Origin of the sequence: Streptomyces coffeae (assembly GCF_016741875.1) — a bacterium.
In the GTDB taxonomy this organism is placed as follows: Bacteria; Actinomycetota; Actinomycetes; order Streptomycetales; family Streptomycetaceae; genus Streptomyces; species Streptomyces coffeae.
The window spans coordinates 50999-63409 of record NZ_JAERRF010000008.1; the positions used below are offsets into that span (position 1 = coordinate 50999).

Consider the following 12411-nt stretch of genomic DNA (forward strand, 5'->3'; position numbering starts at 1 on the left):
TTCGTCAGCGGGTGTGTCACGGCCCTCACCCGCTCTTCCGCAGCCGTCGCCCGATCAACCAGTGCGCGGCGGCGATCAGCAACAGGATCAGGAACATCGCCCAGGCGATGGCGGAGGCCCGGCCGAGGTGCAGATTCACCCAGCCCTGCTCGTACAGATAGAGCCCGAGCGTCTGGTACTGGTGGTCGGCTCCACCGGTGGCCCCCGCGGCCCCGTTGAACAGCAGCGGCTCGCCGAAGAGCTGGGTGGCCCCGATCGTCGAGACGACGACCGTGAACAGGATCGTCGGCCGCAGTGAGGGGATGGTGACATGGCGGAACTGCTGCCATCGCGAGGCCCCGTCCAGGGCCGCCGACTCGTACAGATCGCTGGGCACGGCCTGCATCGCGGCCAGATAGATCAGTGTGTTGTAGCCGGTCCAGCGCCAGATCACGATCGTGGAGACCGCCAACTGCGAGGTCCAGGTGCCGTTCTGCCAGTCGATCGCGTCCAGTCCGGCCAGCCCCAGCGCCCAGTTGACCATGCCGTAGTCCCGCCCGAAGAGCAGCACGAACACCAGCGTCCCCGCCGCGACCGAGGTGGCGTACGGGGTGAGGAGCGCGACCCGGAAGAACATCGAGCCGCGCAGCCGGTAGTTGAGCAGATGGGCGAGGCCGAGAGCCATCAGCAGCTGCGGCACGGTGGAGATCACCCCGATGGTGAAGGTGTTCCGCAGCGCGTTCCAGAAGAAGTCGTCCTCCCACAGCCGGGAGTAGTTGTGCAGCCCCGCCCACTCCATATGGGTGGGGTCGGTCAGCTCCACCCGGTGCAGTGAGGCCCAGCCCGTGTACAGCAGCGGGAACAGCCCGAAGGCGCTGAAGAAGAGGAAGAACGGGGCGACCAAGGCATACGGACTCCAGCGCAGGTCCCGGCGGTAGCGGCGGCTGCGCCGGGCGCGGCTCCGCTCCTCGGCGGTAGCGCGCGGCGCGGTGAGCGCGGTCACCGGTCCAGGGCGTTGTCGATGGACCGGACGGCGGCCTTCCAGCCCTCGTCCGCGGTTTTGCCCTGCTGGTCGACCTGGAGCAGCCCGACATCGGTGATGTTCTGGTGGATGAGGGAGTCCTTCGGGCCGAGCACCTGGGTAGGGATGCTTTCGGCCGCCGCGCTGAAGAGGGCGCCGATCGGTGCGTCGCCGAAGTACGGATGCCTGGCCTTCGCCACCTGCGGCAGCTTGTACGCGGCCCGGGAGCTGGGGAAACTGCCCTGTTTCCGGAAGAGTGTGGCCTGCTGCTCGGGCGCGGTCAGCCAGGCGGCGAGCTTCACCGCCTCGTCGGTGTGCCGCCCCGCTTTGGGCACGGTGAGGAAGGAGCCGCCCCAGTTGCCGGGGCGGGGCGCGGCGGCCACGTCCCACTGGTCCTCGGCCTTGGGCCCGGACTTCTCCTTGATGTAGCCGAGCATCCACGGCGGACAGGAGACAGTGGCGAACCGGCCGTTGGCGTACGCCTGGTCCCAGGTCTTCTGGAACTGCTGGAGCCGGGCGGTCAGCTTGCCCTTCGCCGCGGCCGTGGCGATGCGCCATGCCTCCTTGACCGCCGGGCTGTCCTGGTAGACGGGCTCGCCGCCGGGGTTGTAGTAGCGCCGGGCGTTGCCGGCGACCGCCGCGTTGTACACCCCGGCCGCCGAGTCGACGAAGGCGGTGCCGCGCGGGGCGTTCCTCATATAGCGCTTCCCGGTGGCGAGGTACGTGCGCCAGTCGCCCGCCCACAGCCGGGCGACCTTCTTCCGGTCGGTGGGCAGTCCGGCCCGGCGGAAGAGGTCCTTGCGGTAGCAGATCGCCATCGGGCCGATGTCGGTACCGAGTCCGATCGTCCGGCCGTCCTTGGTGGTGGATTGCGCCCATTTCCAGGGCAAGAAGGTGTCCTTCTCCACCCCCTTTGCCTTCGAAAGATCAATGAACTTGTCCGCCTGGGTGGTGGTGACCTCGTTGACATTGGACACCTCGACGGCCTGGATGTCGGCGAGCCCGCTGCCCGAGCCGAGATGGGTGAGCAGCTGGGGGTAGTAGTTCTCGTTCCGCTCGATCGAGGTTTCCTTGATCCGGATGTCCGGGTGCAGCTGCATATACGTGTCGTAGAGCCCGGCCTGCCGGTAGCCGAAGACACCGAAGACGCCCATGGTCACGGTGGTTCTGCCGCCTCCGTCACCGCCTCCGGAGGAGGCTCCGGCCGGGTCCTCGCCGTCGTCGGCACAGCCGGTCAGCAGCCCGGCGCCGAGGGCGGCGGCGGCTGTGAGGGCCACCATCCGCCGTCCCTGTCTTCCTGGTCTTCCTGAACTCGTGCGCATTCCGTCCTCCTCGCACCCCGGCGTACCGCTCCCGGCCAAGAGATGGGCGTTCATGGCGCTTTGGGCAACATCGGCGCGGGCGGGGAACGTGCGGCTTGTGTATGGCCCAGGTAGTGTGGGAGCGCTCCCAAATTGATGTGTTGAAGGGTTCCGGCTGCCCGCGGGGGTGTCAAGGGAGCGCGCGAAACAACGCCCCGAAACCACACTGCTGTTGAATGTCCCTTCGCAGCCGCCGAGGGAGGAGGGGCTGCCGGGTACGACGGCTGGAGGCGCGAGATGGCAGGAACGCGGCGGCGCGGGGCGGGCCGCGGACGGCCCACGCTGGAGGAGGTCGCGGCCCGCGCCGGAGTCGGCCGGGGCACCGTCTCGCGGGTGATCAACGGCTCGCCGCGGGTCAGCGACCGTACCCGGGTCGCCGTGCAGCGGGCCGTCGCCGAACTGGGCTACGTCCCCAACCGGGTGGCCCGCGCGCTGGCCGCCAACCGGGCCGACGCGGTGGCCCTGGTGATACCCGAGCCCGAGACCCGGCTCTTCGCCGAGCCCTACTTCTCCGACATCATCCGCGGCGTCGGCGCCGAACTGGCCGACGCCGACCTCCAGTTGCTGCTGACCCTCATCCGCACCCCCAAGGAGCGCCAGCGCTTCGCGGACTATCTCTCCGCCCACCGGGTCGACGGTGTGCTGCTGGTCTCCGTGCACGCGGACGATCCGCTTCCGGACCTGCTGGAGCGGATAGAGATTCCCGCGGTGCTCAGTGGCCGCCGCTCGGCGCACGAGTCGGTCCCGTACGTGGACTCGGACAACACCGGCGGTGCGCGGGCCGCGGTGGAGCACCTCGTCGAGCGCGGCCGGTCCACGGTCGCCACCATCACCGGCCCGCTGGACATGTACGCCGCCCGGTGCCGTCTGGACGGCTATCGCGCCGCGCTCAGGGCGGCGGGCCGGGAGGCGGATCCGGCACTGGCCGTGGCCGCGGACTTCACCGAGGAGGGCGGCCGCCGGGCGATGCGCGAACTGCTGAACCGCAGACCCGGCCTGGACGCGGTCTTCGCGGCCTCGGACGTGATGGCCGCGGGCGCCCGGCAGGTGCTGCGCGAGGCGGGCCGCCGGGTGCCGGACGATGTCGCGCTCGTCGGATTCGAGGACTCCGCCGTCGCCCGCCATATGGATCCCCCGCTCACCAGCGTCCGGCAGGCCACCGAGGAGATGGGGCGGGCGATGGTGCGGGTGCTGCTGGACGAGATCGAGGGCGCGGCGGAGCGTACGGCCGCCCGGCCGCAGCTGGTGCTGCCGACGCGGCTGGTGGTGCGCGCGTCGTCCTGACGCCGGTTCAGACCGGCGGCCCGGGGCTCGTCCCCGCTTCCACCGGACCGGCTTCCACCGCCCCTGCTTCCACCGCCCCGCCGCCGGCTTGTGCCAGCGCCGCCTCCAGCCGCTGGATATGGCGGTGCTGGAGCCGGGCGGTGCGCTGGAGCGACAGAACCGCCCGTAGGAACTGGTCCATATCGGCGGCCCGGGTGAGGATGTCGTCCGGCACCCGCGCGTCGTCCGGACAGTCCGGCGAGTCCTGGCCGAGCACCGCGTGCGCCCATGCCCGGGTGACCGGTTTGAACATCCGCGGGTGGTTGGCCACGATCCGGGCCCGTACCGCGAGATCGTTCTCGGCGGCCTCCACATGCAGCCCGTCGTCCTTGTTGCGCGCCCCGAAGAGCGGCTCGTGGAGATGGTGGGCGGTGAAGCCGCGCTCGGCGCAGGAGATCCAGAAGTCCCAGTCCTCCCCGGCGCGCATCTCCTCGTTGTAGCCGCCCACCGCCTCCCACACCTCACGGCGGTAGAGCGAGCAGTAGAACATGATCAGACGGCGCAGCAGCAGCCGCGGGTTGTACGCGGGGAGCGCCAGCACCTGGGCGGGGAGGTCCTGGTCGTCGGTGAAGGCGGAGACATCGGTGGAGGCGATGGCGATGTCCGGGTCGCCCTCCAGCACCGCGACGGTCTTCTCCAGCATGGTCGGGGCGATCACGTCGTCCGCGTCCAGCGGCAGCACATAACGGCCCGTGGCGGCGGCGATCCCGGCGTTGCGGGCGGCGGAGACCCCCGCGTTGGCCTGGCGCAGCAGCCGGATCGGGCGGCCGGGGTGGCGGGCGATCAGGGACTCGGCCACCGCCGCGGTGTCGTCGGGGCTGCCGTCGTCGACGATGATCAGCTCCCAGTCCTGGTAGGTCTGGGCCAGCACACTCGCCACCGCCTGCGGCAGATAGCGGCTGTAGCCGTAGCAGGGGATCACCACGGAGACGGCCGGACGCGGGGCGGGGTCGGCGCACGAGCCGGACGCGGCCCCCGGGAGGGTTGTCTCCAGGGGGCCGCGCTCGGCCGCGGGGGGTGCCGCGCTCATCGGGCTCCGGTGGCTGTGGTGGACGAGCTGCCGTACCGGGCTTTGGCGGCTTTCGAGGAGTCGTTGCCGATGGCGATGTTGGAGCACGAGCCGTCACCGATCGGCACGATGACCACATTGGCGTTGTTGGACGGGCCGGAGGAGTCACAGTGGTTCTTCTGGGTCACACTCTTCGGGTCGCCGAAGATATGCGCGAAGTTCAGGCAGTTGGCCCCGGCTTCCACGCCGTCGGCGCTCAAGGGAAGGGTGCTGGCGGTGGCGGTGTCACACTCGTTGCTCTGGTTAACGGGGTCGGCGAGGGCGGCCTGACCGCCGCCGAACATCACCGCGCCCGCCGTCGCCGTCACCAGCGCGGCCGTTTTGCCGATGTTCATGAAAACCTCCTTGTGAGCGCTCCGCGTGGGTCCCCGCGGACTTGTGTCCAACGACAAGCGGCGGGCCGGGGATCGATCATGCGGACCGCTTCACCTGTCCGGCGCAGCACGCTCGGGTTCCGTCGTGGATTCCGGTTCGGGCTCCGGTCGGCGGTGGGGCGGATGGACCACCTCCAGCGCGGGCAGCCCCCAGCAGTCCATGCCCATGTCGCGGGCCATCGCGGCGAGTCCCTCGGTCTCGATCAGATGCCGGTACGGAACGGCCGGGAACACCAGGCCGTCGCGGTGCAGATCGGCGCGTACCAGGAGCCCCGCGCCGCCCACCGAGTCGACGCGGACCCGCTCCCGCCCGCGCAGCTCGTCGAGGTACATCCGGCCGTAGCCCCTGGGCGGTTGCAGGATCCCGTCGCGCAGCCAGCCGCTCCAGTCCAGCGCGTCGGCGCCGGGCCGCAGTACGAAGGTGTTGAGGTCGAAGGTGGGACCGCCGGGCTCGGTGACGCAGTGCGGTACCACGATGTCCTCGCCCGCGCCGAGCAGCCGCTGGACGAGGTCGGGCGGGCAGCCGGTCACATCCGCGTCGAGCCACAGCACCCACGGCTCATCGGCGAGCGCCCGGGAGAGCAGATGGTTGCGGGCCCTGGCCAGCACCGACCGCCGCCGCCGCTGGACGGCGGGCTCCCAGCGGGGTCCGGACAGCCGGAGGCCGAAGTGCCGCCGTACCAGGGTGACCCGGCGGAACTCGGCCCTGAGCGCGGGCAGGGCGTCCCGCAGCAGCTCCCAGGTGCCGTCCTGGCTGTCGCCTTCCAGCAGACCGACCGAGAGCGCCTCCCGGGGGTAGTCCAGGGCCCGCAGATTCTCCAGATGGCCGGGGAGGAACGCGGCCGCGTCCTTGACCGGGGTGAGCACCAGGACGGGCGGCCGCTCGGCGGACGCGGGGGGGAGCGGGGCGGGGCGCCGGGCGGCGGGGACACGGACGGACGGCGAGGGCGACGGCGACGGTGGCGGCACGTCGGGTGCGCCGTGCCCGGCCGCGGGCCCGCGCTCCGCACCGGCCTCCGCTTCCGCCTCCGTTCCGCACTCCGCCGGTGTTGGTGTCGGCGTCTCCGGCTGCGCCTGGAGGACGTCCGCCGGGTCCAGCGGCAGCCGGACCGCCATCTCCCGCACCAGATCGCCGTAACCTCCCCCGGTCCACACCTGGGTCGCCGCCTCGAAGATGCTCGCGAAGTGGGACTCGTCGAAGGTGTTGGCCCCGTGGCAGACGTAGGTGTACAGCGCGGGCACGTCCACGGACACCACCCGGCCCGCGCCGACCACCTGCGCCGCGACCGGGGAGTCCTCGCCGCGCCGCAGCGCCGGATAGCGCGGCAGCCCCTCCTTCGCGCAGACCATGGAGCCCTCCCACACCCGCGCCCCCGAGATCCCCAGGGTGCGGCGGGCCGGCCACCACAGCCGTTCCCGGGCGAGGAAGCAGGCGTTCGCGCCGAGCCCGGCGATCGCCGCCATCTGCACCTCCAGCCGCTCCGGGTCGTACAGATCGTCGTCGTCCCACTGGCACACATACGGTCCGGCGGCCACGTCCACCGCCACATTGCGGAGTTCACCCAGCGTGCGCCCCTCCGGCGGCAGTCGGTGCAGCCGGATCCGGGGTTCGTCGAGCGCGCGGATGTGCCGTTCCAGGGCGTCGTCGGCGCTGTCGTCCACGACGACGAGTTCGGCAGGGGCGTAGGTCTGGGCGAGGAAGCACCGGATCGCACGCGCGGCCGCCGCCGGCCGGTCCTTGGTCACCATCAGGCACGACACCATCGGTGCGGGAGCGCCCGCGGCCCACCGGGCGCGCTGCGCGTCCAGGTCGAACTCACCCGTGGCGCACGGCCGCAGCCCCTCACTGGTCCAGAACGGGATCTTCCGCGCGGCCGATGTCCGCGGCCGGAACGAGGCGTCGATCGCCCAGCTGCCCGACCAGTGGTGCACGGCGTACGCCTGGCTCAGGTCCACCTCGTGCCGCCCGTACGCCTCCGTGGCATGCGGGCTGGGCACGGGGTAGAGGGTCTGCGGCCCGAGGAGGCTGATCGAGCAGCCGGACGGGGCGCTGTCGACCGCGCGGGTGAGGAAGTACGGGCCTGTCGCGTCGAGGGGGCCCGGTGCGGTGTGGGTGCCGACCAACTCCCGGTGCGCATGCGCCCAGAAGGGGTGGCCGGGCCGCGAGGCGAGGAACGCGTTGCCGACCACGCGCCGCAGTCCGCGCCGGCGCGCCCACAACAGCCGGGTGTGCTCCTCGGGTTCGAGGCCGAGCACCAGCTCACGGCCGGCGAGGAGGTCGGTCACCGGGCGCAGGCACTCGAAGTCCAGATCGGCGTAGACCCCGCCGAAGTGGTCGAGCAGGAAGTACCGGATCGCGTCGGCGCGCATGATCGGCTCGGGATAGCCGTCGTAGACCGGCAGGAACCAGGGGTAGTGCTGTTCCAGGAAGGCGCGGTTGTCCGCGTCCGTCCACAGCCGGTACTCCCACTCGGGATGGTGACGCCGCCAGGACGCGGCCCAGGCCCGCCATCGGGGCGGTACGTCATCGTCCTTCCAGGTTTGATGGATAAGAGGCGGAATTCCGGTCTGCTCGGCCATCCGCACAGTATGTCCGGGTACGGCAGGGGGCCGGCCGCGGTGTCACCCGCCCGGCCCAAGGGAGAACACGGGGCGTGGACCCCGCGCCGGGTTCATCGTGGGCCTTCCCCTGGCCGCGGGCGAGCGGAGGGGGTCCGATCGTGCGCGGATCGCCCGTCTGGGGCGCCCGGGGTGCGGCGGCGGGCCGTCAGCCGCACGTTGGACGCATGACCGAGAGTGAGCTCCCGCGTATCACCCGGCCGCCGATCGTGGTGCTCGGTGTCCAGCCGGGGCAACCCCCCTACCGGCTGGTGGAGGTGGCCGGTGAGCTGGCCGGCAAGGCGCACTCGGTCCTGGAGGTGATCGAGATCGCCCGGTCGGTGGGCCTCGACGACATCGATCTCGACGACCCCGATGTCGTCCGCTGGGTGGGCGGTGACAAGTTCACCTGGACCTCGTGGTGGCCCTATCACCCGCCGCCGTACGAGGAGGGCGAGCGGCGCGGGAGGCGGCAGGGCAGGCGCGGACGGCAGGAGCGCCCCGAGGGCCCCGAGGAGCGCGAACCCGACGAGACACGTGACTGACGCCTTACGACTGTCAACCAAGCGTTGACACTCCCGAACTGTCAACCTAGGGTTGACATATGACGGAACCAGTCGGCATGACGCATCCCGTACGCCTCGACGACCTCATCGGGGCCATCAAGAAGGTCCACACCGACGCCCTCGAGCAGCTCACCGACGCGGTGATCGCCGCCGAACACCTCGATGAGGTGGCCGACCATCTGATCGGCCACTTCGTGGACCAGGCGCGGCGCTCGGGCGCCTCCTGGACGGATATCGGCAAGAGCATGGGGGTCACCCGCCAGGCGGCCCAGAAGCGCTTCGTCCCCAAGAGCGTCGGCGATCAGTCGGCCCTCGACCCCGCCCAGGGCTTCAGCCGGTTCACCGAGCGCGCCCGGAACGTGGTGGTAGCGGCCCAGAACGAGGCCCGCGCCGCGTCCAACGACGAGATCCGCCCCGCCCACCTGATCCTGGGGCTGCTGGTCGATCCGGACTCCCTCGGCGCGAAGGCACTCACCGCCCAGGACGTGGCGGCGGACGCGGTCCGCGAGGCGGTCACCGCCTCCCTGCCCCCGGCAGCCGAGCGGATCCCCGACCTCATCATGTACGACCAGGACGCGCGCAAGGTGCTGGAGCTGACGTACCGGGAGGCGCTGCGGCTGGGGCACAACTACATCGGCACCGAGCACATACTGCTCGCCCTCCTGGAGTTCGAGGACGGCTCGGGCCCGCTCGCCGCCCTCGGCGTCGACAAGGCCGCTGCCTCGGAGCACATCGCCCGCGCCGTCGCAGAGATCGCCGCCGCCCACGGCCAGGAATGACCTCCCGGGGGCGGGAAGCCCGGTCCGCAACCGCTTCTGCGTCATCGACAGCGGCCGGTGCTGAGCCCCGACCGCTGCCCGCGCGCCGCTGGGCCATGAGGAAGGCCCCCGTCCGCTTCCGCGGCCGGGGGCCTTCCTCGTTCAGGGTGAGTAACGGGACTCGAACCCGCGACATCCTGGACCACAACCAGGTGCTCTACCAGCTGAGCTATACCCACCATGACCGGCGCTTCTCGCACCGGCCGAGAAAAAGTGTACAGGGTCGGCGGGGGTGCTCGCGCCCGGCTTTCGGGGAGCCGGGCGCGAGCGGTGGATCATGCGTGCCGGGCGGGCAGGACGTGCCTGGCCGCGATCGACTTCGCGGTGTCCGTGTCCGGGCCGGGCTGGGGCACGAAGACCGCCTCCCGGTAGTAGCGCAACTCCGCGATCGACTCATGGATGTCGGCGAGCGCGCGGTGGTTGCCGTTCTTCTTGGGGCTGTTGAAGTAGGCCCGCGGATACCAGCGGCGGGCCAGCTCCTTGATCGAGGAGACGTCGACGATCCGGTAGTGCAGATAGCTCTCGAGGACGGGCATGTCACGGAGCAGGAAGCCGCGGTCGGTGCCGACCGAGTTTCCGCACAGCGGAGCCTTGCCCGGCTCCGGGACATGCTCGCGGATGTACGCCAGGACCTGCTCCTGGGCGTCCTCCAGTGTGGTGCCGCCATCGAGCTCGGCGAGCAGACCGGAGGCCGTGTGCATCTCACGCACCACCTCGGGCATGGTGGCCAGCGACTCGGCGGGCGGCCGGACAACGATGTCCACTCCGTCGCCCAGGATGTTCAGCTCGGAGTCCGTGACCAGCGCGGCCACCTCGATGAGAGCGTCGTCCGACAGCGAGAGCCCGGTCATCTCGCAGTCGATCCACACCATGCGATCGTTCATACGTCTCACCCTACGGGGCGTTCCCGCTGGCCGGGCAGGGTCGGACGGCCCGGAGCCCGTCCCGCCGCCTGCTCGGGCAGACGTGGGGCGTACGCGTCCGACTCCGGTTTGCCCGGGTCCGTGCCACCGTGCGGATGCGGAGGGTGATGATGGTGGGCCGCGGAGTGACCGAGGGGCGTGCCGGGGCGCCGCAGCGGCAAGGCGTGCTCGCCCGGACGCTGCTCGATCACCTCGGCCCGCTCCGGCCGGTCCACCCGCTCGCCCCGCTCCAGCCGCTCCAGCCGGTCCGGCCGCTCCGCGGTCCCGCCCTGCGGTCTGCGGGCGCGGTACGCGGCCCGGTAGGCAGCCGGGGAGGACCCCAGCTGACGCCGGAAGTGGCCGCGCAGAGCCACCGGTGAACGGAAGCCGCAGCGCCCGGCGACCTCGTCGACGGAGTAGTCGGAGGTCTCCAGGAGCCGCTGCGCCTGGAGCACCCGCTGGGTGATCAGCCACTGAAGTGGAGCGCTCCCAGTGAGGGACCGGAAACGCCGGTCGAAGGTGCGACGGCTCATATAGGCGCGCGCAGCCAGGGCCTCGACATCGAACTGCTCATGCAGATGCTCCAGCGCCCACGCCACCACCTCGGCGAGCGGATCCGCGCCGATCTCCTCTGGTAAGGACCTGTCAAGATAGCGCTCCTGTCCTCCACCGCGGCGCGGCGGTACGACGAGGCGGCGGGCCAGGGCCCCCGCGGCGTCGGCGCCGTGGTCGGTGCGCACGATGTGCAGGCACAGGTCGATCCCGGCGGCGGTGCCCGCCGAGGTCAGTACGTCGCCGTCGTCCACGAACAGCTCGCGTGGATCCACATGGACGGACGGATAGCGCTTGGCGAGCGTCGGCGCGTACATCCAGTGTGTGGTTGCCGGGCGGCCGTCGAGCAGCCCGGCGGCCGCCAGTACGAAGGCCCCGGTGCACAGGCCCACGATCCGTGCGCCCTCCTCGTGCGCACGGCGCAGCGCGTCGAGCGCGGCGGCCGGTGGCGGCTGGGTGATCGACCGCCAGGCCGGTACGACGACGGTTCCGGCCCGGGACAGCGCCTCCAGGCCGTATGGTGCGGTCAGTTCCAGTCCGCCAGTCGTTCGCAGTGGCACATCTTCGCCCGCGCACACCAGAAGTCGGTAGCGAGGGACCCCGGCGTCCTGCCGGTCGATACCGAAGACGGAGAGCGGGATGGAGCTTTCGAAAATGGGGCCGCCGCTGAACAGCAGCACCGCGACGATTTCTCGTCGCCGGCGTCCGGAGAGCTTGCGCGAGGTCTCCGGTACGGTCGTGGAGTCCTGGCTCATGGCTCTAAGCCCCCCTCGGTGGTCGCGTCCTCTCGGTCCTGCACGTTTCCCCTCGGTCCTGAACGGTTCCCCCGCCGGTCATGGCCAAGATCGAATCTACTGTGTCGCGTGTGGTCGCCGTGACCAGTTCACCACCCGCCACTATGTCGACATGACAACTTGGCGCGAAGCATTCGATCACGAAGCGTTGCACTCGTAGCCCTCGCTGTGAAGTGCGCCTAGTGCGGACATCCACTTCGCGTAGGGGGTCAGAACGCCTCACGCCCCTTTCTACGCTTGACCGAACGCGGTTGAGCACCGTGTTTGCCAAGGGAAGAACTGTGACGCGAAGTTGGCCGAAAACAGCCGGGTGTAGATGTGGAAAAGCGTCATGCGCCCGGCGTACGACCCCCTCGTACGCCGTCACCACAGGGTGTGCGGAGCACTACGCAGCGCGCCCTCAGCCGTGCCGGCCGCCCCGGTGGGCGCCGATCCCGGTGCGCCCGTGACGGCCTCGGTGGGGGCTCACCGCGTCCGTGCCCAGCCGGGCCGCGACCCGCTCGGAATGGCGCAGCAGAGCGCGGCTGGCGGCGGTCACCACCGCCAGGCCCGCGGCGGCGGCCAGTGCAGCGCCGAACGGCAGTCCGCACATCAGGAGGACGAGCGGAACCACCGCACAGCTGAAGGACGCCCAGCGGATCACCTCGGTCACCGCCTCGCCCGCCAGGACCGGGGCGGGGACCGGCGAGGGGACCGCCGCGGGGGCCGGAGCGGGGCGTGCGGCGGAGGCCCGCGCGGCGGTCCGGGCGCGGCCCCGGGACCGGCCGCGCGCGGTGGCGCGGGAGGCGGTCGCGGGGGTCGCGCCCGGGCTGCTGCCGAAGGCGTCGTGGGCGCGGGGCACGGACACGTGCGGGGGCTCCTCTCAGGCCGCTGACGGGCACCGACGGGGCCGGACCCGGGCGTCCGGCCGGGCCGCCGGGGCCCGGTGGCGTCCGGTCGCGGCTACTACAACGCCGGCCCCGCCCCCAGGTCACTGCGGAGCGGCCGCACGGTGTACGTGAGGGGACCACAGGGCCTCAGGGGGGCCACTTGGGGCATTGCGTATCGGGCCGCC

General features: G+C 71.5%; 11 protein-coding genes and 1 tRNA gene. 3 read left to right on the forward strand and 9 right to left on the reverse strand.

Annotation, left to right across the window (positions count from 1 at the left end; all coding sequences use genetic code 11):
- Positions 1-25: 25 nt before the first annotated feature.
- Both JK363_RS15230 and JK363_RS15235 read right to left on the reverse strand, forming a co-directional pair.
- Positions 26-982 (reverse strand): carbohydrate ABC transporter permease, encoded by a 957-nt coding sequence (locus JK363_RS15230; RefSeq protein WP_307821734.1) that lies wholly within the window; start codon positions 980-982, stop codon positions 26-28.
- Positions 979-2322: an ABC transporter substrate-binding protein gene (locus JK363_RS15235; protein WP_201875433.1), complete on the reverse strand. Its 1344-nt coding sequence runs from the start codon at positions 2320-2322 to the stop codon at positions 979-981. Before JK363_RS15235 ends, JK363_RS15230 begins: the two co-directional genes overlap by 4 nt.
- A 276-nt stretch (positions 2323-2598) precedes the next feature.
- On the opposite strand from JK363_RS15235, the gene JK363_RS15240 reads away from it, so the two are divergent.
- Complete coding sequence (locus JK363_RS15240) at positions 2599-3645, forward strand: LacI family DNA-binding transcriptional regulator (protein WP_201875434.1); 1047 nt, start codon at positions 2599-2601, stop codon at positions 3643-3645.
- 7 nt (positions 3646-3652) lie between these two features.
- On the opposite strand, the gene JK363_RS15245 is transcribed toward JK363_RS15240, so the two are convergent.
- The 3 genes from JK363_RS15245 to JK363_RS15255 form a co-directional block, all read right to left on the reverse strand.
- Complete coding sequence (locus JK363_RS15245; protein ID WP_201875435.1) at positions 3653-4714, reverse strand: glycosyltransferase family 2 protein; 1062 nt, start codon at positions 4712-4714, stop codon at positions 3653-3655.
- Entirely contained in the window at positions 4711-5088 is a 378-nt protein-coding gene (locus tag JK363_RS15250) for a hypothetical protein (protein ID WP_201875436.1), read from the reverse strand. The genes JK363_RS15245 and JK363_RS15250 overlap by 4 nt, the downstream gene beginning before the upstream one ends.
- A gap of 90 nt (positions 5089-5178) precedes the next feature.
- Entirely contained in the window at positions 5179-7707 is a 2529-nt protein-coding gene (locus JK363_RS15255; protein ID WP_201875437.1) for a glycosyltransferase, read from the reverse strand.
- Between the two features lie 206 nt (positions 7708-7913).
- Between JK363_RS15255 and JK363_RS15260 the strand changes: the two genes are divergently transcribed.
- Positions 7914-8270: a hypothetical protein gene (locus tag JK363_RS15260; protein ID WP_201875438.1), complete on the forward strand. Its 357-nt coding sequence runs from the start codon at positions 7914-7916 to the stop codon at positions 8268-8270.
- 59 nt (positions 8271-8329) lie between these two features.
- Entirely contained in the window at positions 8330-9070 is a 741-nt protein-coding gene (locus JK363_RS15265) for a Clp protease N-terminal domain-containing protein (protein ID WP_201875439.1), read from the forward strand.
- Positions 9071-9215: 145 nt separating this feature from the next.
- Here JK363_RS15265 and JK363_RS15270 read toward each other — a convergent pair.
- From JK363_RS15270 to JK363_RS42415, 4 genes are all read right to left on the reverse strand, one after another.
- Positions 9216-9288 (reverse strand) — tRNA-His (locus tag JK363_RS15270).
- 96 nt (positions 9289-9384) lie between these two features.
- Positions 9385-9993 carry an oligoribonuclease gene (gene orn, locus JK363_RS15275; protein ID WP_201875440.1) on the reverse strand — a complete coding sequence of 203 codons (609 nt, stop codon included), beginning with the start codon at positions 9991-9993 and terminating at the stop codon, positions 9385-9387.
- A gap of 5 nt (positions 9994-9998) precedes the next feature.
- A complete protein-coding gene (locus JK363_RS15280; RefSeq protein WP_201875441.1) occupies positions 9999-11318 on the reverse strand; it encodes a helix-turn-helix domain-containing protein in 1320 nt (439 codons plus the stop codon).
- A 439-nt stretch (positions 11319-11757) separates the two neighbouring features.
- Positions 11758-12204 (reverse strand): hypothetical protein, encoded by a 447-nt coding sequence (locus tag JK363_RS42415; protein ID WP_236075812.1) that lies wholly within the window; start codon positions 12202-12204, stop codon positions 11758-11760.
- Positions 12205-12411: the final 207 nt, after the last annotated feature.

Coding starts and splice junctions, on each gene's coding strand:
- JK363_RS15235 (WP_201875433.1), bottom strand. CDS start 2,322: ATGCGCACGAGTTCAGGAAGACCAGGAAGACAGGGACGGCGGATGGTG.
- JK363_RS15240 (WP_201875434.1), top strand. CDS start 2,599: ATGGCAGGAACGCGGCGGCGCGGGGCGGGCCGCGGACGGCCCACGCTG.
- JK363_RS15245 (WP_201875435.1), bottom strand. CDS start 4,714: ATGAGCGCGGCACCCCCCGCGGCCGAGCGCGGCCCCCTGGAGACAACC.
- JK363_RS15250 (WP_201875436.1), bottom strand. CDS start 5,088: ATGAACATCGGCAAAACGGCCGCGCTGGTGACGGCGACGGCGGGCGCG.
- JK363_RS15255 (WP_201875437.1), bottom strand. CDS start 7,707: ATGGCCGAGCAGACCGGAATTCCGCCTCTTATCCATCAAACCTGGAAG.
- JK363_RS15260 (WP_201875438.1), top strand. CDS start 7,914: ATGACCGAGAGTGAGCTCCCGCGTATCACCCGGCCGCCGATCGTGGTG.
- JK363_RS15265 (WP_201875439.1), top strand. CDS start 8,330: ATGACGGAACCAGTCGGCATGACGCATCCCGTACGCCTCGACGACCTC.
- orn (WP_201875440.1), bottom strand. CDS start 9,993: ATGAACGATCGCATGGTGTGGATCGACTGCGAGATGACCGGGCTCTCG.
- JK363_RS15280 (WP_201875441.1), bottom strand. CDS start 11,318: ATGAGCCAGGACTCCACGACCGTACCGGAGACCTCGCGCAAGCTCTCC.